Here is a 23,172-nt window from a genome sequence, read left to right on the forward strand (position 1 = left end):
TTAGGAGTTAGGAGTTAGTCGTGAGTCGTGAGTCGTGAGTCGTATACAATAAACAGTTTGCAATGAATCATCCCAGTTTAGATTTGGGCAACCATCAACCATCAACAAACAACCAATAACCATCACCCCATGTACATTTATAACGTAACCAGCAACATAGAAGACAAGGCCCATGATACATGGCTTCACTGGATGAAAACGGTACATATTCCTGAAGTGCTCGCAACAGGAAAGTTTTTAAGCGCAAAAATGACCAAGGTCTTGACCGAAGAAGGCACGGGGCACACCTACTCAGTGCAATATACAGTGGCCAGCAAGGAAATGCTAAATGCCTATTATAGAGAGGATGCCCCAAAATTAAGGCAGGAAGGACAAAAGTTATTTGCGGACCAATTGATTTCCTTTCGGACAGAACTTGAGGTGGTCGATGAGTTTTTTGTGCACCGGAATACCGCAACGCACCATCTATTTACCTACGGAACCTTGCAGGAAAACGAGGTGCAGCTAGGTGTTTTTTCAAGGCTATTGGGCGGTTATGACGATACCTTACACGGACATCGGGTTTCCAATACTAAGGTTGCCGGATTATACCCCACCTTGGAACCCACCAATGATCCGCAGGACAAAATTCATGGTAAAGTCTATGTACTGACGGATGATGAATTGAAAAAGGCCGACGTTTATGAGGGGGACGCCTACGAAAGAATCGAGGTTGGTTTGCTTTCAGGTAAAAAAGCTTGGGTATATTTGGCAAGGTAAGCACCTAGCTGTAGGTGAACCTGACATTTGAGCGAGTGCTTTAAAAAATCGGAAATGGGAAAAAGAAAGGGAAAGAATAAAAAGCCTCGTAACGACCAAGGAAATTATGCCGACCAAAACAGTCCGGTCAAAGCAAAAAAGCACCTGGGGCAGCACTTTTTAAAGGACGAGAACATCGCGCAAAAAATTTCGGAAACACTTTCGTTTAAAGGCTACACCCATGTCCTGGAAATCGGTCCCGGAACCGGAGTGCTTACAAAATACTTATTGCGCAAGGAAATAGACCTAGTGGCCATGGACCTGGACTCCGACTCGGTCATCTACCTCAACCACAGCTTTCCCTTGGAACACCCCAAAGTAATGATGGGAAAGGGTTCGTTTAAGGTAGTGGAGGCCGATTTTCTTAACTACGACCTACACACCCTCTTTGGAGATGAGCCATTTGCCATTACCGGAAATTTCCCGTACAATATTTCCACACAAATCGTTTTTAAAATGCTGGAGATGCGGCACCAAGTACCGGAGTTTTCGGGCATGTTCCAAAAAGAGGTGGCCCAGCGGATTTGCGCGAAGGAAGGCAGTAAGACCTATGGGATACTATCGGTCTTGACGCAGGCTTTTTATGATGCGGAATACCTTTTTACGGTGCATCCACAGGTTTTTGACCCGCCACCAAAAGTGCAATCCGGAGTATTGAACCTTACCCGAAAAAAGAAGTTCGTTTTGGACTGCGATGAAAAATTATTGTTTACCGTTGTTAAAACCGCCTTTAACCAGCGTAGGAAAACCATCCGTAACAGTTTAAAAACACTCGGACTCTCCGAAAATCTTAAAGAAGATGCTATATTTGATCAACGTCCGGAACAGCTTTCCGTTTCGGAATTCATTGCGTTGACAAAGAAGATAGCACATGACGCCATTTAAACTCACAGAGGAACTTATTGCCCAGATAGAGGAGCTCATCGAACACCAAAGGGATGCGGAACTGAACTCACTTTTGGAAGATGTGCATTATGCGGATGTTGCTGAAATTATCAATGAACTCAACGAAGACGAGGCCACCTACCTAATAAAGCTTCTAGATAGCTACAAAACATCGGATGTCCTAACGGAATTGGACGAAGACGTTCGAGAAGCTATTCTCAGCAATCTCTCCTCCAAGGAAATTGCCGAGGAACTTGCGGAACTGGATACGGATGATGCTGCGGATATCATTGGGGAGCTTCCGCAGGAAATGGTTCAAAAGGTCATCTCGGAAATCGAGGACCGTGAACATGCAAAGGACATTGTAGATCTGCTTCGTTATGATGAATATTCCGCAGGCGGTCTTATGGCCAAGGAGTTGGTTAAAGTTAGGGAAAACTGGAACGTATTGACTTGTGTAAAGGAAATGCGGGCACAGGCAGAAAATGTGACCCGGGTACATTCGATTTATGTGGTGGACGAAGAAGATAAGCTCATTGGCAGGTTATCCCTCAAAGACCTGTTGACCACTTCCACAAAAACACATATCAAGGACGTATACATTCCAAAAGTAGACTCGGTCAATGTCAATGAAAAGCCGGAAGAGGTTGCCAAGATCATGTCCAAGTACGACTTGGAAGCCATTCCTGTGGTAGATGAAATTGGCAGGTTGGTAGGCCGTATTACCATTGATGACATTGTGGACGTAATTAGGGAGGAAGCGGACAAGGATTATCAAATGGCCGCGGGTATCTCACAGGATGTGGAAGCAGATGATAGCATCCTGGACTTGACAAGGGCACGGTTGCCATGGTTGATTTTAGGCCTTATTGGGGGTATTGGAGCCTTTCTTATTATGGGAGGATTCGAGGAAGATTTCAAGCAGGAGCAGTTCATCATTTTCTTTTTTACCCCATTGATCGCCGCCATGGCCGGGAACGTAGGGGTGCAATCCAGCGCCATCATCGTACAAGGGCTTGCCAATGACGATTTAAAAGGAAGTATCAGCAACCGATTGATAAAGGAAATGTTGTTGGCCACCCTAAACGGCATTATACTGGCCATTTTACTATTTGTATTTGTTTGGTCCTATGAAGGCAAGGTCAATATCTCATTTGCGATCTCCATCTCCTTGATCGCGGTCATAATCGTAGCCGGTCTGATCGGTACTTTTGTGCCATTGTTCCTTCATAAAAGAGGCATAGACCCCGCTATCGCCACGGGTCCCTTTATTACTACCAGCAATGATATTTTTGGCATCCTCATTTACTTTATGATCGCCAAGCTCATTTTGGGGATTTGAACTTAATATCCGTTCAAAAATGAAAACTATCAATCTTCAGGAAAAACATGCCCAGTTCAACAAACATTGGCACCCACATCAAATTGCGGTCGTGAACGATATGCAGGTACTGCTTGCCAAATTAAAAGGTGAATTCGTATGGCATTCCCATAAACATGAAGATGAATTGTTCCAGGTCATAAAGGGTACGCTCTATATGCAGTTTAGGAATCGTACAGAGGTGGTCAAGGAAGGTGAAATCATTGTCGTACCAAAAGGAGTGGAGCATTGTCCAATGACCAAAAACGAGGAGGAAGTCCATATCCTGTTATTTGAAAAAAGTACTACCGCACATACTGGCGACGTAACCCATGACCTAACCCAAACTACTTATCCAAAAATTTAAAAACCCTATGAAAGTACTCCATGTAGATAGTAATCATCCCTTGATAATAGAACAATTCAATAATTTTGGTTTTGTAAATGATGAGGACTATGTTTCTACCAAGGAAGAAATAGAAGAAAAAATTGGAGCCTATGAAGGACTCATCATCCGAAGCAGATTTACCATTGACGGCTCGTTTCTGGACAAGGCGAAGAATTTAAAATTCATTGGACGCCTGGGCGCCGGGTTGGAGAATATCGATACCAGATATGCCAAGTCGTTGGGCATATTTTTGGCCGCTGCCCCGGAAGGCAACCGCAATGCCGTAGGGGAACATGCGTTAGGCATGCTTTTGTCCCTTTTCAACAAATTGAACAAGGCCGATGCGGAAGTTAGGGACGGGAAATGGGACCGGGAAGGCAACCGTGGGGTTGAATTAGAGGGCAAAGTCGTTGGTATTATCGGGTATGGGAATATGGGCAAGGCTTTTGCAAAAAAGTTAAAAGGATTTGATGTGGACGAGGTCATTTGTTATGATATCGAAGGTGGCGTGGAAGACGAAAACGCCAGACAAGTGGGCATCATGGAATTACACCAACGCACCGATGTGTTGAGCTTGCATGTTCCACAGACGGCATCGACCATAGGTATAATCAATACGGAGTTTTTAAATAAGTTCCATAAAAATATCTGGATCATCAATACGGCCCGGGGAAAATGCATAAATACGGCCGATTTGGTCAGCGCACTGAAATCGGGCAAAGTATTGGGTGCTGGATTGGATGTTCTGGAATATGAAAAGGCCTCTTTTGAAAATATGTTCACAGATAATAGGCTCCCCGAAGCCTTTGAATACTTGACCAAAGCGGATAATGTATTGCTATCTCCCCATGTTGCGGGCTGGACGGTGGAGAGCAAAATTAAGTTGGCACAGACCGTTGTGGACAAAATCAAAAATAAATTTGTAGTTTAAGGGATAATCAATCTTAAATCTACAAAAATGAATTTAGGCAACTTTTCCGTAAGCCTTAGTGTCAAGGACATTAAGGCCTCCAAAGCGTTTTATGAAGCCTTGGGTTTTACCGTCTTTCATGGTGATATTGAACAGCATTGGCTCATTCTGAAGAACGACACATCGACCATTGGGCTCTTTCAAGGTATGTTCGAAAAGAATATCCTCACCTATAATCCCGGTTGGGATTCCAATGCCAATACCTTGGACAGTTTTACAGATGTCCGTGAAATTCAAAATAGACTAGAAGCCAAAGGCCTCAACTTGGTTAGAAAAGTGGAAGAAGGTACTAAGGGGCCGGCCAACATTACCCTAATAGATCCTGACGGGAATCCCATTTTAATCGATCAACACGTCTGATATGCAGAACAAAGCGGATTCACCCGAAGACTATGTTTCCCAATTGCCCGAAGAAAGAAAGGCGGTGATTTCGGAGATTAGGAAAGTTATTCTGGAAAATCTACCTGAAGGTTTTGAGGAACAGATTAGCTATGGAATGTTGGGCTATGTAGTGCCTCATAGCCTGTATCCGGCCGGTTACCATGTAGATCCTAAACTTCCCTTACCCTTTATAAATTTGGCCTCCCAAAAAAACTTTGTGGCCCTCTATCATACCGGTATCTACGCGGACACAAAACTTCTGGATTGGTTCGTTACGGAATACCCAAAACACAGCAAACGTAAGTTGGATATGGGCAAAAGCTGTATCCGCTTTAAAAATATGGACGACATTCCGTATGAGCTAATTGCTGAGCTTTCAAGCAAAATGACCGTCAAGGAATGGATAGATCTTTATCGGAAAAATACCCTACAACCATGATGACAAAAACCAAATTAAATAACAACCAAAAAGCATATATATGAAAAAACGGGTTACAGGATTGGGCGGATTCTTTTTTAAGACGTCTAATCCAGAAAAAGTAAAAGAGTGGTATAAAACACATCTTGGCTTAAATACAGATAAGTACGGATGTACATTTTGGTGGAAGGATGAGCAAGGAAATGACTGCTCCACCCAATGGAGCCCTATGAACGAAGATACCCAATACTTTAAGCCAAGTACCTCCTCCTTCATGATGAATTTTAGAGTGGACAATCTAGTAGAATTGCTGGATGTCCTTCAAAAGGAAGGTGTTACGGTGATAGGGGAAATAGAAACATACGATTACGGAAAATTTGGTTGGATTCTCGATCCAGATGGTAATAAACTTGAGCTTTGGGAACCAAACGATAAAGTTTTTTTGTGATATCGTTTTATTCTTTACTTTTAAACGACAATTAACCACCTAAAAACAAAACCATGTCAGAAGAAAACAAAGATTTTGGCGATAAGGCGGAAGATGCCGCCAAAGAATTTCAAGAAGAGGTAAAAAAAACATTCGACCCTCAGAATCCGGATAACGGTAAAACAGTGGCCATTATAGCACATATCACCTTTATTGGCTGGATCGTGGCAATCGTTATGAACAGCCAAAACAAAACCGAATTTGGTAGTTATTACATTAGACAGACTTTGGGTATATGGATTTTGATGATAGTTTTGAGCTTCATTCCAATAGTGGGATGTTTTGCGAGCCTTTTGGGCCTTGTTTTGATAATTATGAGTCTGATTAACGCCGCAAATGGGAAAATGGTTCCAATAGCGGTTGTTGGCACCTATTTTCAAGATTGGTTCAAGAGTTTATAGTATTTCAAGAAAGGCCAAAGTAATTTTGGCCTTTTACATTTAAAATATTATCGTAATATTGCAATATATAAATATTACGATGGGAGTTACCAAAACACAGATATTCAACCAAAAACAGAACGAACTGGCCATTATCTTTAAAGTGCTTGCAAACCCTGCACGAATCGCCATTCTGGAATATATAAGCAGGCAAGAGGCCTGTATCTGTAACGATATCGTGGACGAAATAGGGCTGGCACAACCTACCATTTCCCAACATTTAAAGGAATTGAAGAGTATCGATTTAATTTCCGGGGAAATAGAAGGAAAGCGGGTTTGCTATTGCATCAATCTTAAAAAATGGTCGGCCATTCAAGACATGCTAAATTCGTTTTTCAACACTACCAAAACGAATTGCTGCTAAACCGCATAATAAATTCATCACAGATCAATACTTGACGATAAGCATTTAAAATAATTAAAAACTAAAATCAATTTTTAACCGATATAAAATAATTCAAAATGAAAACACATGAATTTTTGTCCTTTTTACAGGAAAACCCCAATAAAAACCTTTTGTTCGAATACAAACCTGGAGAATTGGTAGGGGCCAATTATCACATCACCGAAGTGAAAAACGTAACTATCGATTCCATTGATTGCGGTGCAAATCCAGATTTTTGGAAGGAAACCATCATCCAACTCTATGAGAGCCCTTTGGAAAAGGACAAACGGGAATATATGTCGGCCTACAAGGCGCTCTCCATACTAAATAAAGTAGATAAAATAAAACCCATGGAGCGGGATGTAGAGGTCAAGTTCGAATATAGTAATCCTAACTTTCACACTGCACAATTGTTCGTGAACGATCTTGAAATTTCAGGTGAAAATCTAATCGTCAAATTAGGTGTAGAAAAAACGGATTGTAAGGCCAAAGAAACCTGTGGTATTCCAGAGACAATGACCGAGACCTCCTCTGCCTGTGCGCCGGGAAGTGGCTGTTGCTAAATAAAAAATACTTTCAATGATTTCCATTAGACCGATGGCCGCCACCGATTGGGAAAAGGTTGCCAAAATTTATGGAGAAGGCATAGCTACGGGCATGGCTACTTTTGAGACCCAAATTCCCAGTTACCAAAAATGGGACGGTTCGCACTTGAAAAATTGTCGATTTGTGGGACTTTATAATGATAACCTGGCTGGATGGGCCACCTTAGCGCCTGTCTCTAGCCGACATGTTTACAGGGGGGTAGCCGAGGTCAGCATTTACATCGGTCAAAATTACAGGGGGTTGGGCCTTGGAAAAGCGCTTTTGCAACACCTGATTTTGGAGAGTGAAGCACAAGGATTTTGGACTTTACAATCGGGGATTTTCCCATCGAACCAAACAAGTATAAAACTACACGAAGCGGTGGGTTTCAGAAAAATAGGTGTCCGCGAGCGGGTTGGAAAGTTAAACGGGGTTTGGATCGATAATGTACTCTACGAAAGACGAAGTACGGTTATAGGTATAGATTAAAACCTTACTCTTGATTTTGTTGGGATTCGGCCAACTTGCGTTCCAATTCCGCCTGAAATTCCTCCATTACGGGCTTTACGGTACTTTCGGGCAAATCCGCAATTTTTATGTACATCAATCCATCCACAGAATTATTGAACAAAGGGTCCACATTAAATGCGACCACCTTGGCGTTCTGCTTGATGTATTTTTTAATGAGCACCGGCAACCGAAGATTGCCCGGCTCCACTTCATCGATCAATCTATCGAACTTGTTCAAATCGGCTTGGGTCTCGTCAAAGACAAATTCCTTATCGGCATCCTTAAGCTTCACCTTAAATTCCTTTTTGGGGCGTATATATTGGGCCACATAGGGATCCCAATAGTGGGACTTCATAAACTCGATCATCAAGGATTTTGAAAAATTGGAAAATTGGTTGCTGATACTTACCCCGCCAATAAGATATTTATGCTCCGGATGGCGTAAGGTCGTATGTACGATGCCCTTCCAAAGCAAGAACAGGGGCATGGGTTTCTGTTGGTATTCCTTGGTGATGTAGGCCCTACCCATTTCAATGGAATTCTTCATCATCCCATACAGTTCAGGCTCCACACGAAACAGGTCCTGTAAGTAAAAACCATCTATTCCGTATTCCGGAAATATCTCAGATCCCAGACCCATTCTGTAGGCCCCTACAATACATTTTTCTGAATCGTCCCAAAGAAAAAGATGGTAATAATAGGAATCGAATTTATCAAGGTCGATGGCATTGTTGGTGCCCTCACCTATTTCCCTAAAGGTAACTTCGCGCTGTCTACCAATTTCCTTCAGGATAAAGGGAATATCCTTTTCCTTGGCCAAGAAAACCTCATAATTCTTGCTTTGTAACAATCTACAGTCCTTTTCCCGTAACTTTTCAATTTCGCCTTGCATCACTTCCTTTCGCATGGCGGATGCAATTTTTTTAGGTGGCTTGGGGATTTTTAAGGAGGTAGGTATCTGATCAATCAAGCGCTCCTTCTCGTAGGCGTTGGAAAGAATATAGGTCTTTCTTCGCAACAGATCTGAAAATTCCACCATATCTTCCTGTTCCTTTTGGGTCTGTACGGATATAGGTTGGCCAATCCTGATTTTAATGGGTCTATTATGTTGTGAAAATACCTGCGAAGGAATCATGGCCGTTCTAAAAATATCGTTCAGTTTGGAAAGCCTGTAAAAAAGCTTGCTATTTCGTGCATGAAAATAAATAGGGACTACCGGTACCTCTGCCTTTCTAATAAGCTTTAGGACAGCATCTTCCCAAGGCTTGTCAACGATTAATTTTCCATCACGGTACGTAGACACTTCACCTGCCGGAAAAATGCCCAAAGGATGGCCGTTTTTTAAATGTTCCAGGGTTTTTTTAAACCCCATGACACTACTTTTTACATCCTTATGTCCTTCAAAAGGATTAACCGGAAGAATATAGGGATCCAAAGGAACCATTCGCTGCAAAAGAAAATTGGCCATGATTTTAAAATCCGGTCGTTTGGGTAGCATCAGGTTCATTAACAAGACACCGTCTATGGCACCTAACGGATGGTTGCTAATGGTAATGAAGGGTCCTTCCTTTGGCAACCTTTTAAAATCTTCTTCCGGAATCTCAAAGTCAATTTCAAAGTGGTCCAGAATAGCCTTTGTAAAATCGGTTCCCTCCAAATGGGCAATGCTATCATAAAACCGATTAACCCCAGAAATGCGCGTGACCTTCATTAAAGCCCAACCCATAAAAGTTCCAATAAAGCCCAACTTGGATAAGTTAACGGCCTTTGCCACTTCCTTTGCGGTCACTAAACCCATACACCTGATATCTATTTCAAAGTATAAATATAGGAAAATGGAGGTGGAGGCCGCCATTTTAACAAAGGTAAAAAGTACGCCGTTTAGTTACTTTACCACCAATTGGACTGTTTCCTTACCTCTTTGTTCCAATAATACTTCATGCCCATTGGTCAGTGACTCAAGTGCTTGGGCATTAAAATGTCTGATGGTGTACAGGGAAACACCCTCCTGGTGTACCACCTTAAATTTACTTTTTAATTGCTGGAGAAGATCTTGTAAACCGCCAAACTTGTTATCCACGCATACGGAAAAACTGATTGCGGAATTTTGGATAAGGTCCACCTTGATTTTAAAGTCGTGAAATAGTTTGAAGATTTCGCTGATATTGTTCTCTACCATAAAAGAAAAATCCAAGGAGGACAATTTCATAAGTACTTGGTTCTTCTTCACAATAAAACATGGGACCTTGGGTTCGATACCCATTCCCTTGCCTACCGTTGTTCCCGGGTCCTTAGGGTTTACAAAGGATTTTACGTGCAGGGGTATTTCCTTGCGTTGCAAAGGCTGTAATGTCTTAGGGTGTATCACCGAAGCTCCATAAAATGCAAGCTCTATGGCTTCCCTATACGAAATGTTGTTCAATAATTGTGTTTCCTTGAAATATCTAGGATCCGCGTTCAAAACACCTGGAACGTCCTTCCAAATGGTCACGGAGTCCGCATTGAGACAGTAGGCCAAAATGGCAGCGGTATAATCCGATCCTTCCCTTCCCAAGGTGGTCGTAAAGTTGTTATCGTCGCTTCCCAAAAAACCTTGCGTTATGTTCAGTACCTTCTTATCGATATCCGCTACGTTGGCCTGGGTCCTTTCCCAGTTTACCGTGGTATCCCTGTAACTGGTATCGGTCTTGATATAATGTCGTACATCAAGCCAATTATTGGAGATTCCTACTTTTTCCAAATAGGCACTTATAATGGTCGATGAAATCAACTCGCCATATCCCACAATTTGGTCGTAGACAAAATTGTAATTGGGAGATTTGTTCCATACCAAAAAGCCGTTGATCTCATCGATGAGTACCTTAATGTCCTTATATATTTTATGCTGCTTGTTTTCAAAAAGATCGTTAAGAATACCGCTATGGTACTCTACTATATCTGAGATTTTTGATGGGATATCCTTTTTGTCCTTAAAATAGGCATTTACCACCTCTTCCATGGCATTGGTCGTCTTTCCCATGGCGGAAACCACCAAAATGGTGTTGTCATAACCAACTGTTTGCAAAACGTTTACAACATTCTTTACGGCATCGGCATCCTTTACGGAGGCACCTCCAAATTTAAATACTCTCATACACGAAATACGATTCTAAATTTTTAAATATTAGCCAAATAATTGGCGATTCCTTTTTCATCCAGATGTACCACATCCCAATCGCGCTTTACATCGGCCCCCTTACTTTTATAAAAATCAATGGCAGGTTCGTTCCAGTCCAGCACCTCCCAACTTATCCTTTTTACACCCAATTTGTGGCCATAATTCACTACTTCGTTCAACAAAGCGGTACCCAAACCACTTCCCCGCATTTTTTCGGTCACGATCAAATCTTCCAGATGGATAATCGGTCCCTTCCATGTGGAGTATCTTGGGTAGACCAAGGCCATTCCCACGATTTTATCTTCCTGTTCGGCTACAAAACAGTGGAAGTGTTTTTCTTTCCCAAAGCCACTTTGTTCCAAATCGGCCACGGTAACATCAACGGCATTTTCCTCTTTTTCAAATACGGCAAGCTCCCGGATCAACTCCAGCACCTGGACCATATCTTCCCTTCGGGAATCCCTAATTATATAATTCATTGTTATAAATAAAACACAAAGTTATAATTTTAAATAAACAAGCAAAAACCAAACACAAGAGTTTCACAAAATAAGCGTTATTTGTAGTGAGACCAACCCAAACTTCTTATGTCTACAAACAGAAAACAAACGTTAGGTGAATTTATCATTGAAAACCAGAAATCCTTCCAATATTCCTCTGGGGAGCTTTCCAAATTGATCAACGCCATTCGTTTGGCCGCCAAGGTGGTAAACCACGAAGTAAACAAAGCGGGACTTGTGGATATAATCGGCACCGCCGGTGAAACCAATATACAAGGCGAAAACCAACAGAAATTGGATGTTTTTGCCAATGAAAAGTTCATACAGACCTTAACCAATAGGGAAATTGTTTGCGGTATTGCATCTGAGGAAGAGGATAGTTTTATTTCGATAAACAGTAGTGATGAAAACCACCAAAATAAATATGTGGTACTCATTGACCCTTTGGACGGTTCATCAAATATAGATGTCAATGTATCCGTAGGTACCATCTTTTCCATATACAGAAGGGTGACACCGGTAGGCACCCCAGCAACTCTTGAGGACTTTTTGCAACCTGGAAACCAACAGGTCGCCGCTGGCTATGTTGTGTATGGAACCTCAACCATGATCGTCTACACAACAGGCGATGGTGTCAATGGTTTTACCTTGAATCCCGCATTGGGAACCTTTTATCTTTCGCACCCTAACATGACATTTCCAGAAACGGGAAAAATCTATTCCGTGAACGAAGGGAACTATGTCCACTTTAGTCAAGGTGTGAAGGATTTTATTAAGTATTGTCAAATGGAGGAAGGTGACAGGCCTTACACTTCAAGATATATAGGATCTTTGGTATCGGATTTTCACCGAAATATGATAAAAGGGGGTATCTATATGTATCCTAAGAGTAGTGTTACCGGGAACGGCAAATTGAGATTGCTCTATGAATGCAATCCTATGGCTTTTATAGCCGAGCAAGCAAACGGAATGGCCATTGGCGGTAAAACCAGGATTTTGGACATTCAACCAACAGAATTGCACCAACGGGTCCCTTTTTTCTGCGGCAGCCGAAAAATGGTGGAAAAATTACAGGAATTCTTGGAAAAATATCATTAAAAAAGGGAGCGAATTGCTCCCTTTTTTGGATTCGATCTTTCGAAAAATTATTTTTTAATCAAATAAAGATAATCCTCAAAGTCAAGCTTCCCACCAAAAATTTCAACAGAACGTTCAATAACCTTATCTGCCTTATCCCCACTAAATCCTAATCCGATAGCGTATTTCTTTACCAAGGTCTTCTCTTCAGGATCCATTTCATGGTCAGAGTAAACAATACGGAACAGGTCATAAAGTCGCTCCAAACGTTTCTCGGAATCAAGCGGCGCCTCAATAGGGTATTTATTTTCCTTTTTGAGTACCTCATCATATTCGGCACGGGTAATATCCAATTTTGTGGCAAAACGGTCCAACAACTCTTTCTCCTCAGTACTTACTTCACCATCTACCGAGGCCAGGGTTGCCAAAGCTGCAAAATGCGCCAAGTTCCTCCTATGCTCTCCACTGGTGTATAAATCTGCAATGGCCATATTCAAATTTTTAATTATAGAGCAAATATAAATTTTTTAGAGGTCATAGTTTACATCTGGCCAAACTTTGTTTCAAGGCAAATTTGTAACTTTCCAAGGCTATGAAATCACCCCTCCTACAATTTACCGATAAAGGAATCTATTGTGACAAAGCAGACGTTTATTTAGACCCTTGGAGACCCGTAAATAAGGCCATCATAACCCATGGCCATGCAGATCACAGTCGATGGGGAAATAAGGAGTATATCACCCATCACAAAAACATTCCCATTATTACACATAGATTGGGTACTATTAAGACTACCGGATTTGAATGGGGCGAGACCTTTTTCATAAACAATGTAAAATTCAGCCTTCATCCTGCGGGACATATCATTGGCGCTTCGCAAGTACGGGTGGAACACAATGGCGAGGTTTGGGTATTTACAGGTGACTACAAGACCGAGGACGACGGAATATCCACGCCCTACGAGCCTATTAGATGCCATACGTTCATAACCGAATGTACCTTTGGTCTCCCCGCCTTTAAATGGCTGCCCCAACAGGAAGTCTTGAAGGATATAAACGATTGGTGGCTGGAGAATAAAAAGGAGGGCAAGACCTCCATACTTTTTGGCTATAGCCTAGGCAAGGCTCAAAGATTGCTAAAGTACTTGGAAACGGATATTGGCACCATTTTTACCCATGGGGCCATTGAAAATATGACGGAAGTCCTAAGGCCGATGGTCTCATTCCCTCCCACCAAATTGGTCACCAAAGAAACCACCAAAAAGGAACTTTTGGGAAACATCGTTTTGGCCCCTCCCAGTGCCCACGGTAGTACTTGGATACGGAAAATGGTTCCCTATGTAACCGCATCGGCCAGTGGATGGATGACCTTTCGTGGTGCCCGACGCAGACGTGCCATCGACAAGGGTTTTGTCCTTAGCGATCATTGTGATTGGCAAGGATTACTTTCCAGTATTGAAGCTACTGGTGCAGAAAAGGTCATTTGTACGCATGGTTATAGCGATATTTTTTCCCGATACCTAAGGGAACATGGTTATGACGCCCGCACCGAAGCAACCCAATACGAAGGCGAACAGGGCGAGATGGAAACCTCAAAATCGGCAGTCGAATGATGAAACGATTTGCGCAACTCATCAAAACGCTGGATAGTACCAACAAGACCACAGTAAAGGTTGATGCCCTCACCCAATACTTTTTGGAGGCAAACGATGCAGATAAAGTTTGGACCATCGCCATCCTATCACACCGCAGGCCTCCCAGACCCGTTAATACGACACTTTTAAGGGAATGGGCATCAGAACTTGCGAACATACCTTTGTGGCTTTTTGAGGAGAGCTATCATATTGTTGGCGACTTGGCCGAAACCATCGCTCTGGTGGTTCCTTCATCAAAATCGTCCACGGAGAAGACCCTTACCCAATTTTTGGAGGAGATGATCGCGCTCAAAAAGAAATCGGACCTTGAAAAAAAGCAATATCTTTTTGACAATTGGAAGGTTTTGGATTACTACGAGCGGTTCGTTTTCACCAAATTGATAACAGGCGGCTTCCGTATTGGGGTAAGTCAAAAATTGATGACTCGGGCACTCTCCAAGGCTACTGAAATTGACGAGGACATTCTGGCTTATAAGTTAATGGGAAATTGGGACCCAAATAAAATCTCCTTTCAACAACTTATTTTGGAAGAGAATAAAACCGACTACCTATCCAAACCCTATCCCTTTTATTTGGCCTATGCACTGGAAGATGACCCTGGAAGTTTGGGTGATGTGAACGAATGGTCCATTGAACACAAATGGGACGGCATACGTTCACAGGTCGTCTTGAGAAACGATGAAATCTTTGTCTGGAGCCGCGGCGAGGAACTGGTTACGGACAAGTACCCGGAGTTTGAACGTTTTATTGGCAAAATACCAAATGGAACAGTCATCGACGGGGAAATCCTGCCGTATCCAAAGGGGCAAATCGGGACATTTAACGACCTTCAAAAACGAATCGGAAGGAAGTCGGTTTCCAAATCCCTTCTCGCAAAAATTCCTGTCATTCTTAAGGCATACGATGTATTGGAATGGAAGGGAATGGATGTACGCCAGAAACCATTTTCCAAACGTAGACAGTATTTAGAGGCCTTGTTTGATGAAGTAGATCCGACAACGCTCAGCCACCAAAAAACTAAAATTGTCGATGAAAACAAAAGTGGGGCCACTGAGCGGATTCGAAGTGAGTTCACTGAGCGGAGTCGAAGTGACTTGCCCCTACAACTCTCGGAAACCATGGATTTTGGTTCTTGGCAAGAGGTTGCCCAAGAAAGGGACCGCTCACGGGAAAAGCACAGTGAGGGTTTGATGCTGAAAAGAAAGGATTCTCCGTATTTGGTTGGACGAAAAAAAGGGGATTGGTGGAAATGGAAGGTGGACCCCTTGACCATTGATGCAGTGCTAACCTATGCCATGCGGGGGCACGGGCGTAGAAGCAATTTGTTTACAGATTATACTTTCGCGCTGTGGGACGAAAATGAGAACGGGGAAAGGGAACTGGTCACCTTTGCCAAGGCTTACTCGGGACTTACGGATGCCGAATTTAGAAAATTGGATGCATGGATCAAGAAAAATACCTTGGAACGTTTTGGTCCGGTACGAAGTGTTACCCCACATCATGTATTTGAAATCGCCTTTGAAGGGATTGCCCTTTCCAACAGGCACAAAAGTGGTGTCGCTACCCGTTTTCCCAGGATGTTACGGTGGCGACAGGATAAAAGTATCCATGAGGCGAATAGCTTGGACGATTTAAAAAAAATGATACCATAATATGAATCGGGAGGAACTATTTAGCATCGCAGAGAATTGGTTCGAGCAGCAAAACTGGTCGCCCTTCCCCTTTCAAAAGGACACCTGGCAAGCATTTTTACAAGGAAAAAATGGCTTACTCAACGCTCCCACAGGAAGTGGGAAGACCTATGCCCTCTGGTTTCCTATCGTTCTAAATTATATCAAGAAAAATCCTGATTATAAGACAAAACATAAAAAAGGGCTCAAAGCCGTTTGGATTACCCCCTTACGGGCACTTTCCCAAGAAATAAAACAATCCGCAGAGCGGGTAGTTACCGATTTGGGCACCCAAATGACCGTGGGAATTCGCTCTGGGGATACCAATACCAAAACTAGGGCAGAGCAAAAAAAACAAATGCCCGATTTACTGATCACCACCCCTGAAAGCTTGCAGCTCCTTCTGGCCACAAAAGGCTATGATAAAATCTTTAAGGACTGCCAAGCCATTGTAGTGGATGAGTGGCATGAAATTTTAGGTACCAAACGGGGAGTACAAATGGAGCTGGCCTTGTCCCGACTCAAAACGATTTCAAAAAAACTTCGTATTTGGGGCATATCGGCCACCATAGGGAATATGGAACAGGCCCGCGAAGTTTTGTTGGGCCCTGCCTCCAAAGCCTTGGAAAATTCGGTCTTGATAAAGGCAAACCTCAACAAAAAAATAACGGTAAAAAGTATCATTCCCAATAAAATGGAGACCTTCCCATGGCGGGGACACCTTGGGCTTCATTTATTGGAATATGTGGTCCCAATAATCAAGAACAGTAAGACTACCCTACTCTTCACCAATACCCGAAGCCAGTGCGAAATTTGGTTTCAAAAGATTCTGGAAAAACATCCGGAGTTTGCCGGCGAAATTGCCATGCACCATGGGAGCATTAACAAGGAAACACGTATTTGGGTAGAGAACGCCATCCGAAACGAAAGCCTTAAAGCGGTGGTATGCACCTCCAGCTTGGACCTTGGGGTAGATTTCGCCCCCGTGGAAACCGTGGTCCAGATTGGCGGGCCCAAAGGGGTAGCACGCTTTCTCCAACGTGCGGGAAGAAGTGGCCACAGACCGGGTAAGGAAAGTGTTATCTATTTTTTGCCCACCCATGCGATTGAACTCATAGAGGCTTCGGCCCTGCAAAAGGCCGTGAAACACAATACGGTCGAGGACCGTATCCCCTATTTGAACAGCTATGACGTCCTATTGCAATATTTAACCACGTTGGCCATTTCCGATGGATTTTATCCGAAGGAGATTTTCAAGGAAGTATCGGAAACCTTTTGTTATCAGGCATTGAGCGAGGATTATTGGCAATGGCTGTTGAATTTTTTGGTCATGGGAAGTCAAAGCTTGCAGTCCTATGATGAATACAAAAAAGTGGAAATTGAGGAGGACGGCAGATTCAAGGTGAACAACAGGGGTGTGGCCATGCGTCACCGTTTTCAAATTGGGACCATTGTAGGGGACGTAAACCTTACCGTAAAATATCAAAAGGGTGGCTACATAGGTACTATTGAGGAATACTTCGTTTCCAAGCTCAACAAGGGCGATATCTTCACTTTTGCTGGCAGGAACCTGGAATTTATCCGAATTAAGGATATGCAGGTGCATGTAAAAAACTCCAAGAAAAAAACCAGTAAGGTCTCCAGTTGGATGGGCAGTAGGTTGACGCGCTCCGCCCAGATGTCGGAATTACTTCGGAACGAATTGTACAGTTCTAGTGAAGCGATGGAAAACCAATCGGTGGAAATCCGATGCTTGGCCCACATTTTTGAAAGACAGCGCAGGGAAAGCATCGTACCCCAACCCAATGAATTCCTCATTGAAACCTTTAAAAGCAGGGATGGTTACCATGCGGTTTTCTATCCTTTTGAAGGACGTTTCGTTCACGAAGCCATGGGAAGTCTTCTGGGATATCGCATCAGTCTGCTCTCCCCCATTACCTTTTCCCTAGCCTTTAACGATTATGGTTTTGAACTACTCTCGGACAAGCCGATAGATATGCAACAGGTTTTGGACAACAACCTTTTTACGACCGATTTTCTTTTGGACGACCTGCAGAAAAGTTTGAATGCCACCGAAATGGCAAGACGAAAGTTCAGGGACATCGCGATTATTAGTGGAATGGTCTTTACCGGCTACCCCAACAAGGGCATTAAAATGAAACACTTGCAAAGTAACTCGCAACTCTTGTTCGAGGTGTTTCGGGATTATGAACCGGACAATCTGCTCTTTCAACAGGCCTTTACCGAAACCTTTGAACACCAGCTGGAAGAAGGTCGTTTGCGACTTTCCATGGAACGCATAGCGACACAAAAAATCGTTTGGAAACAATGCGAAAAGGCCACACCCTTTGCCTTCCCCTTAATCACCGACCGATTGAGCCGTGAGCGACTTTCCAGTGAGAAGTTGGAAGACCGTATTCGTAGAATGGCGGCCTTATTGATGAAATAAGGCCCCGAGCCCCCAAAGGTCAATCCTTATATACACTTCTTTCCTTTGCAGATACATTTAAGCCTCAATAAATCAAACCTAGATTTGTATTTTTACACGAATGACCTATGCCATTCAAATTCGAGAGGAATCCTTCCAATTACATTATTCCGGTGCCTTGTTCTGGGAAAACGAGTCGCTGCTGATGATGAGCGATGTACATTTAGGGAAAATCTCCCATTTTAGAAAATATGGTGCAGCAGTTCCACAACATGCCCTTTTAAGGAATTTTGAAACCATGGACACGGCCATTGCCCAATTTGACCCAAAACACGTGGTATTTATGGGAGACCTATTCCATTCTTCACTGAACAAGGAATGGGGATTATTCGAAGAATGGGTGGGCCAAAAAAAAATGCAACTCACTTTGGTAGAGGGGAATCATGATATTATATCGCCCGTAAAATACGAAGCCCTTGGTATCAAGGTCACGCCCGAGTTTTCATTGGGCAACTTTTTCATGACCCACCACCCGGAGGAGCGGGAAGGCCAATTCAATTTTTCAGGGCATCTACACCCTGCCGTCCGTCTTACCGGGCTTGGTAGGCAATCGGTTTGTTTGCGCTGCTTTTACAAATCCTCCGTACAAATGATATTGCCGGCCATGGGAGAGTTCACGGGTTCCCATACCATGGCAGTTACAAAGGACAGCGAGGTGTTCGCCATTTTGGGGGATACCGTACTGCCCGTACAGATACACAAACAAAAGTCCAAATTTCAATAAAGCTGAAACTTCCTTTTAATGCTTTACATACCTGTCAAGTGGGTGTTTTTATACATTTAGGACCTTTAAACGTGCAAATTATCCATAATTCCTTTCAAGAAATACAATTTCATTTTTAAAACATGGTATTTTTTACAATATTAAATCGCTTTAATTTTAAGGTGGGCAAAACGGGAAACCAGTGAAAAGATTTGGCTTTTATTTTTTATTGCTGATTGGCTTTCAGCTGGGCATGGCACAGGACCTATTTTTTCAACATTATGGCCTTGATGAGGGTTTGTCGCAACAGACCATAAGGTGCATTTCCAAAACCAGTGATGGATTTCTATGGCTAGGTACGCAGGATGGCCTTAACAGGTTTGATGGTAAAAACTTTAAAGTCTACCAACACAATGAAAATGATCCGCGCTCCCTTTCGGGGAATTTCATCAATCGGCTTGTAGAAAGCGAAGATGGAACCTTGTGGATCGCTACCGGCGGCAAAGGCGTCTGTTATTATCATCCGGATACGGATACCTTCCAAAAAGCTCCTCTGGAAGATGGGAACTACATCACATTGGCATTGGACAATGACGGAAATGTTTATACAAATTCCGCACAAACAGGATTAACGGTACTCAAAAGAGAGCATAATTTTGCTCCCGAGTATTTTTCGGCCCTTGAAAAAATCATCACCGCCATAGCGATCAAAGGGAACACGATTTTGCTGGGAACAAAATCGGGACACCTTTTAATGGGTATGGTGGACAAGCTGGACCAATTAACGATTGCCAAGACCACGTATCCCGGAAGTATTGAAGAAATTGTCCCTTATGAAAACGAATGGCTGCTGGGAACCTCTCGTGGACTTTATCTGTTCAACGAGGCACTGGACACCACGACCTATCTGAACATTGCCGAGCATGACCCAACTTCCAAGGAGGTCTTTTTTATCGAATCCATTTACAACACACAAAACCAACTCTATCTAGGGACGGACAACGGATTTTTTATTCTGGAAGGTTTGGATAGGGAATCGGGCAGATTTGCTTCGGGCAAGGTTTACAAGGGCGACCTAGAAGATACGAATACAATCACCAGCAACCGGGTTTATGATGTATTGGTACAGAATGACCTCATTTATATCGGAACCAATAATCTGGACATCGCCTCTGAAGGTCTAAACGTCTTTAAGACCGTCAATCCCGATACCAAGCCGGCATTGACCAACAACTACGTCTTTTCCATTTTAAAGGATACCGATTATTTATTTGTTGGTACTCGGAAAGGAATTAATTGTATTGACCAAAGCGGCGTTGTACATGTAATTTCCAAAGAGAGTACCCAACAACAACTTGCATATGATGTCATTAGGGGAATGGCCAAGGATGACCATAACAACCTTTGGGTAGCGACTACCAAGGGTGTTTCGGTAATTTCCCTAAACGATTTCAACCCCCAAAAACCAAAGGTCATTTCATTCTTTTTTGATGAAACAGATCCAAAATCCCTGAGCAATGACAATACAAGGAGCATTTATAAAGACCCACAAGGAACGATGTGGGTATGCACCTATGGCGGCGGACTAAACCGTTTTACGGGCGACCTGAGCCAAAACATAATCACTTTTGAAAGGTATGGTATGCTGAACGGGGAAAGGTCCATAAGTTCAGATTTTGTCTACAACATAGTTCAGGACCAAAAAAACCGCTATTGGATAAGCTCCGAAAATGGCCTTAACCAAATGATCTTTAAAGAGAAGGATTATCAAGTACCCCTTTTCAAGACATACTTCGCCAATGGAAAGGAAGGGGAATTGAAAAACAATAGCGTTCTGAACACTTTTTTGGATTCTGATGGAACACTATGGGTAACCACCCAAAGCGGAATCGACAAATACGATGAACAGACAGATTCATTTATCCATTACGGAAAAGAGGAAGGATTGGGCAACGATTATGTGTATAACATTTTGGAGGATGCTGATGGCAAATTATGGATGAGCACAAACAACGGATTGTTCCGTTTTGACAAGAAAAATGAAAAGTTCATCCATTTTACCGTCAAGGACGGGCTGCAAAGTTCTGAATTCAACCTAGGAGCCCATTTTAATGACCAAACGAACAACGTTCTTTATTTTGGGGGAATCAATGGGTTCAATTCCTTTTATCCGCGCAACGTACATCTACTGGACTGGCAGGGAAATCTTTCCTTGACCTCCCTTAAAATAAAGGATAGGGAAGTGAACCCAATTACTCATCCACAGGTTTTGGACCTTGGTTTTAGCAAGGCGAAAAGAATAACCTTGGACCATGACTCCTTCCCCTGCTACATCCAGTTCACTGATTTTGATTACCGCCCCAACAAAAACACCCAATACCATTATTCCTTGGATGATAGGGAATGGAACGCCCTGGCATACAGCAATGAACTTCAATTGCTTCAATTGCCCAAAGGAAAGCACACCTTGAAAATACAGGGCAGTTCCAGGGACGGTTTTTGGCAGAAGGACCCATTGGAACTGGAAATCGCAGTTATCCCTCCTTGGTACAACAGCAACCTTGCCTATTGCCTTTATGCCTTGCTACTATTGGGAACCGGCTATACGATGTATCGTTTTCGTTTGCGCCAAAAAATGGCGTTCCAAGAGGCAAAACGACTTAAGGAACTTGACGATATCAAATCCAGACTCATCACGAACATCACCCACGAATTTAGAACGCCACTAACCGTAATCCTTGGTTATTTGAATACCTTGAACTATGAATTTGCAGGGCGTCCAAAAATGAAACTTCCGCTCAATGCCATTGAACAAAACAGTAAAAATCTTTTAAAATTGGTGAACGAAATGCTTGATTTGGCCAAATTGGAAACTGGCAACCTAACGCTGAACATGACCCCCTTAAACTTGGCGGCGTTTACCCATTATATAGTTCAAAGTTTTTCCAGTCTCGCCCAAAAAAACAATATCCAACTTAAATTTTTTAAGGCCGATGATTCCATTGTAGCAAAAGTGGACTCCGAAAAAATGCGACAAATATTGTACAACCTGATAAGCAACGCCCTTAAGTTTTCTGAGCAGGGAAGTACGGTAAAAATATTGGTGGCCACAGAAGGCGATTGGGCGACCGTTACGATACAAGATCAGGGCATGGGCATTCCTAAAGACGAACTGCCCCATATTTTTGACCGGTTCTATCGATCGCCCAAAACCTCCACAACTACCTCCGGAACGGGGATAGGACTTTCCCTGACCAAAGAGTTGATACACCTCATGGACGGTACAATTGAAGTGGATTCCATTGAGAATATCGGCACGACCTTCAAAGTAAAACTGCCCCTTTCAAACCTTTCCCCAATAACGAAGGGTTATAATTCTGAAGAAAACCAAAACACGGTTTCCGGACAAATGGGTCAAGATGCCCAAAGGGAAAAAGAAATCGGCAAAGTAAAAAACGCCCATACGGTTTTGGTTGTTGAGGACAATACCGATATATCCGCCTACATAGCATCTACCCTGGATTCCCATTACCAACTTCTTTTCGCCTACAATGGACAAGAGGGACTTGAAATGGCAAAAAGGGAAATCCCCGATATCATTCTTACCGATGTGATGATGCCGCTTATGGACGGGTATGAAATGACAAAAAGGCTTCAGGAAGATGCAGTAACCGATCATATTCCAATCATCATGCTGACCGCGAAGTCCATGGGGGAGGACGTACTCGATGGTTTAAAAAGCGGTGCCGATGCCTATCTGGCAAAACCCTTTAACGAAGCGGAACTAAAGCTTAGAATTTCAAACCTGATAGATAAAAGAAATCGGTTACAGACCAAATACCAAAAGACCGTCCTGAATCCGTCAAAAAAGTCCTCTGCAAAATCCGACAGGAACCAACGGTTTTTGAACAAGGCCATTGAACTGATCCAGAACAATCTGGACAATGCCCAATATGATAGCGAGCAGTTGGCCAAAGATATGGCCATGAGCGACTCCCAACTTTACCGAAAGCTTAAGGCGATTACGGATAGAAGTACCGCTATATTCATACGCCATGTACGTTTGGAAAAGGCCAAGGAACTGCTCCAAAATTCTGACAAAACGGTTGCCGAGGTTGCTTTTGAAACAGGGTTCAACGACCCCAATTGGTTCAGTAAAGCCTTCCGGGAAGAGTTTGGGCAAAGTCCTAGTCAATTTCGCAACTAACTACATATAAGGTGTTTACGATATTTTTTTGCAAAAATACTACCCATGATATTTTGGTGATCGCACAAATAATCGTTCCATTTGCCAAAATAGCCAAGAAGGAATGCAC

22 protein-coding genes are annotated in these 23,172 nt (G+C 42.9%); 18 read left to right on the top strand and 4 right to left on the bottom strand.

All coding sequences use genetic code 11. From position 1 onward, the window contains the following. Positions 1-129 precede the first annotated feature (129 nt). The 12 genes from DZC72_RS18055 to DZC72_RS03470 all read left to right on the top strand — a co-directional run bounded on the left by DZC72_RS18055 (position 130) and on the right by DZC72_RS03470 (position 7,586). Complete coding sequence (locus DZC72_RS18055) at positions 130-759, top strand: DUF4286 family protein (RefSeq protein ID WP_207891706.1); 630 nt, start codon at positions 130-132, stop codon at positions 757-759. A gap of 54 nt (positions 760-813) precedes the next feature. Further along, complete coding sequence (gene rsmA, locus DZC72_RS03420; RefSeq protein ID WP_125221480.1) at positions 814-1,683, top strand: 16S rRNA (adenine(1518)-N(6)/adenine(1519)-N(6))-dimethyltransferase RsmA; 870 nt, start codon at positions 814-816, stop codon at positions 1,681-1,683. After that, complete coding sequence (gene mgtE, locus DZC72_RS03425; RefSeq protein WP_125221481.1) at positions 1,670-3,025, top strand: magnesium transporter; 1,356 nt, start codon at positions 1,670-1,672, stop codon at positions 3,023-3,025. The genes rsmA and mgtE overlap by 14 nt, the downstream gene beginning before the upstream one ends. 19 nt (positions 3,026-3,044) lie before the next feature. Beyond that, positions 3,045-3,410, top strand: a complete 366-nt coding sequence (locus tag DZC72_RS03430) for a cupin domain-containing protein (protein ID WP_125221482.1) — start codon at positions 3,045-3,047, stop codon at positions 3,408-3,410. A 7-nt stretch (positions 3,411-3,417) separates the two neighbouring features. After that, positions 3,418-4,362, top strand: a complete 945-nt coding sequence (locus tag DZC72_RS03435) for a 2-hydroxyacid dehydrogenase (protein WP_125221483.1) — start codon at positions 3,418-3,420, stop codon at positions 4,360-4,362. 27 nt (positions 4,363-4,389) lie between these two features. After that, entirely contained in the window at positions 4,390-4,761 is a 372-nt protein-coding gene (locus tag DZC72_RS03440; RefSeq protein ID WP_125221484.1) for a VOC family protein, read from the top strand. 1 nt (position 4,762) lies between these two features. Next, on the top strand, positions 4,763-5,221 hold the full coding sequence (locus DZC72_RS03445; RefSeq protein WP_125221485.1) for a DUF1801 domain-containing protein: 459 nt from the start codon (positions 4,763-4,765) through the stop codon (positions 5,219-5,221). Between the two features lie 40 nt (positions 5,222-5,261). Then, positions 5,262-5,648 carry a VOC family protein gene (locus DZC72_RS03450; RefSeq protein ID WP_125221486.1) on the top strand — a complete coding sequence of 129 codons (387 nt, stop codon included), beginning with the start codon at positions 5,262-5,264 and terminating at the stop codon, positions 5,646-5,648. A 53-nt stretch (positions 5,649-5,701) separates the two neighbouring features. After that, positions 5,702-6,088, top strand: coding sequence for a YtxH domain-containing protein (locus DZC72_RS03455; RefSeq protein ID WP_125221487.1), 387 nt, complete (start codon positions 5,702-5,704; stop codon positions 6,086-6,088). A 79-nt stretch (positions 6,089-6,167) separates the two neighbouring features. Continuing rightward, positions 6,168-6,491 (top strand): ArsR/SmtB family transcription factor, encoded by a 324-nt coding sequence (locus DZC72_RS03460; protein ID WP_125221488.1) that lies wholly within the window; start codon positions 6,168-6,170, stop codon positions 6,489-6,491. Between the two features lie 98 nt (positions 6,492-6,589). Continuing rightward, entirely contained in the window at positions 6,590-7,075 is a 486-nt protein-coding gene (locus DZC72_RS03465) for a DUF6428 family protein (protein ID WP_125221489.1), read from the top strand. A gap of 16 nt (positions 7,076-7,091) precedes the next feature. Beyond that, positions 7,092-7,586 (top strand): GNAT family N-acetyltransferase, encoded by a 495-nt coding sequence (locus DZC72_RS03470; RefSeq protein WP_125221490.1) that lies wholly within the window; start codon positions 7,092-7,094, stop codon positions 7,584-7,586. 4 nt (positions 7,587-7,590) lie between these two features. On the opposite strand, the gene DZC72_RS03475 is transcribed toward DZC72_RS03470, so the two are convergent. The 3 genes from DZC72_RS03475 to DZC72_RS03485 form a co-directional block, all read right to left on the bottom strand. Next, positions 7,591-9,405 carry a GNAT family N-acyltransferase gene (locus tag DZC72_RS03475; protein ID WP_125222587.1) on the bottom strand — a complete coding sequence of 605 codons (1,815 nt, stop codon included), beginning with the start codon at positions 9,403-9,405 and terminating at the stop codon, positions 7,591-7,593. A gap of 87 nt (positions 9,406-9,492) precedes the next feature. Beyond that, entirely contained in the window at positions 9,493-10,740 is a 1,248-nt protein-coding gene (locus DZC72_RS03480; protein ID WP_125221491.1) for an aspartate kinase, read from the bottom strand. A gap of 23 nt (positions 10,741-10,763) precedes the next feature. Next, on the bottom strand, positions 10,764-11,243 hold the full coding sequence (locus DZC72_RS03485) for a GNAT family N-acetyltransferase (RefSeq protein ID WP_125221492.1): 480 nt from the start codon (positions 11,241-11,243) through the stop codon (positions 10,764-10,766). A 108-nt stretch (positions 11,244-11,351) separates the two neighbouring features. Between DZC72_RS03485 and fbp the strand changes: the two genes are divergently transcribed. Continuing rightward, entirely contained in the window at positions 11,352-12,362 is a 1,011-nt protein-coding gene (fbp, locus tag DZC72_RS03490) for a class 1 fructose-bisphosphatase (RefSeq protein ID WP_125221493.1), read from the top strand. 47 nt (positions 12,363-12,409) lie between these two features. Here the strand turns inward: fbp and DZC72_RS03495 are convergent, their stop codons facing one another. After that, a complete protein-coding gene (locus DZC72_RS03495; RefSeq protein ID WP_125221494.1) occupies positions 12,410-12,832 on the bottom strand; it encodes a tellurite resistance TerB family protein in 423 nt (140 codons plus the stop codon). A 101-nt stretch (positions 12,833-12,933) separates the two neighbouring features. On the opposite strand from DZC72_RS03495, the gene DZC72_RS03500 reads away from it, so the two are divergent. The 5 genes from DZC72_RS03500 to DZC72_RS03520 all read left to right on the top strand — a co-directional run bounded on the left by DZC72_RS03500 (position 12,934) and on the right by DZC72_RS03520 (position 23,063). Continuing rightward, a complete protein-coding gene (locus tag DZC72_RS03500; protein WP_125221495.1) occupies positions 12,934-13,953 on the top strand; it encodes a ligase-associated DNA damage response exonuclease in 1,020 nt (339 codons plus the stop codon). Next, positions 13,953-15,647 carry an ATP-dependent DNA ligase gene (locus tag DZC72_RS03505; RefSeq protein ID WP_125222588.1) on the top strand — a complete coding sequence of 565 codons (1,695 nt, stop codon included), beginning with the start codon at positions 13,953-13,955 and terminating at the stop codon, positions 15,645-15,647. The genes DZC72_RS03500 and DZC72_RS03505 overlap by 1 nt, the downstream gene beginning before the upstream one ends. A 1-nt stretch (position 15,648) precedes the next feature. Beyond that, positions 15,649-18,114, top strand: a complete 2,466-nt coding sequence (locus tag DZC72_RS03510) for a ligase-associated DNA damage response DEXH box helicase (RefSeq protein WP_125221496.1) — start codon at positions 15,649-15,651, stop codon at positions 18,112-18,114. Positions 18,115-18,214: 100 nt separating this feature from the next. Continuing rightward, positions 18,215-18,877, top strand: coding sequence for a ligase-associated DNA damage response endonuclease PdeM (pdeM, locus tag DZC72_RS03515; protein WP_125221497.1), 663 nt, complete (start codon positions 18,215-18,217; stop codon positions 18,875-18,877). A 181-nt stretch (positions 18,878-19,058) separates the two neighbouring features. Further along, on the top strand, positions 19,059-23,063 hold the full coding sequence (locus DZC72_RS03520) for a hybrid sensor histidine kinase/response regulator transcription factor (RefSeq protein WP_125221498.1): 4,005 nt from the start codon (positions 19,059-19,061) through the stop codon (positions 23,061-23,063). Positions 23,064-23,172: the final 109 nt, after the last annotated feature.

The sequence above is a fragment of the Maribacter algicola genome, assembly GCF_003933245.1.
In the GTDB taxonomy this organism is placed as follows: Bacteria; Bacteroidota; Bacteroidia; order Flavobacteriales; family Flavobacteriaceae; genus Maribacter; species Maribacter algicola.

Coding starts and splice junctions, on each gene's coding strand:
- DZC72_RS18055 (WP_207891706.1), top strand. CDS start 130: ATGTACATTTATAACGTAACCAGCAACATAGAAGACAAGGCCCATGAT.
- rsmA (WP_125221480.1), top strand. CDS start 814: ATGGGAAAAAGAAAGGGAAAGAATAAAAAGCCTCGTAACGACCAAGGA.
- mgtE (WP_125221481.1), top strand. CDS start 1,670: ATGACGCCATTTAAACTCACAGAGGAACTTATTGCCCAGATAGAGGAG.
- DZC72_RS03430 (WP_125221482.1), top strand. CDS start 3,045: ATGAAAACTATCAATCTTCAGGAAAAACATGCCCAGTTCAACAAACAT.
- DZC72_RS03435 (WP_125221483.1), top strand. CDS start 3,418: ATGAAAGTACTCCATGTAGATAGTAATCATCCCTTGATAATAGAACAA.
- DZC72_RS03440 (WP_125221484.1), top strand. CDS start 4,390: ATGAATTTAGGCAACTTTTCCGTAAGCCTTAGTGTCAAGGACATTAAG.
- DZC72_RS03445 (WP_125221485.1), top strand. CDS start 4,763: ATGCAGAACAAAGCGGATTCACCCGAAGACTATGTTTCCCAATTGCCC.
- DZC72_RS03450 (WP_125221486.1), top strand. CDS start 5,262: ATGAAAAAACGGGTTACAGGATTGGGCGGATTCTTTTTTAAGACGTCT.
- DZC72_RS03455 (WP_125221487.1), top strand. CDS start 5,702: ATGTCAGAAGAAAACAAAGATTTTGGCGATAAGGCGGAAGATGCCGCC.
- DZC72_RS03460 (WP_125221488.1), top strand. CDS start 6,168: ATGGGAGTTACCAAAACACAGATATTCAACCAAAAACAGAACGAACTG.
- DZC72_RS03465 (WP_125221489.1), top strand. CDS start 6,590: ATGAAAACACATGAATTTTTGTCCTTTTTACAGGAAAACCCCAATAAA.
- DZC72_RS03470 (WP_125221490.1), top strand. CDS start 7,092: ATGATTTCCATTAGACCGATGGCCGCCACCGATTGGGAAAAGGTTGCC.
- DZC72_RS03475 (WP_125222587.1), bottom strand. CDS start 9,405: ATGGGTTTAGTGACCGCAAAGGAAGTGGCAAAGGCCGTTAACTTATCC.
- DZC72_RS03480 (WP_125221491.1), bottom strand. CDS start 10,740: ATGAGAGTATTTAAATTTGGAGGTGCCTCCGTAAAGGATGCCGATGCC.
- DZC72_RS03485 (WP_125221492.1), bottom strand. CDS start 11,243: ATGAATTATATAATTAGGGATTCCCGAAGGGAAGATATGGTCCAGGTG.
- fbp (WP_125221493.1), top strand. CDS start 11,352: ATGTCTACAAACAGAAAACAAACGTTAGGTGAATTTATCATTGAAAAC.
- DZC72_RS03495 (WP_125221494.1), bottom strand. CDS start 12,832: ATGGCCATTGCAGATTTATACACCAGTGGAGAGCATAGGAGGAACTTG.
- DZC72_RS03500 (WP_125221495.1), top strand. CDS start 12,934: ATGAAATCACCCCTCCTACAATTTACCGATAAAGGAATCTATTGTGAC.
- DZC72_RS03505 (WP_125222588.1), top strand. CDS start 13,953: ATGAAACGATTTGCGCAACTCATCAAAACGCTGGATAGTACCAACAAG.
- DZC72_RS03510 (WP_125221496.1), top strand. CDS start 15,649: ATGAATCGGGAGGAACTATTTAGCATCGCAGAGAATTGGTTCGAGCAG.
- pdeM (WP_125221497.1), top strand. CDS start 18,215: ATGACCTATGCCATTCAAATTCGAGAGGAATCCTTCCAATTACATTAT.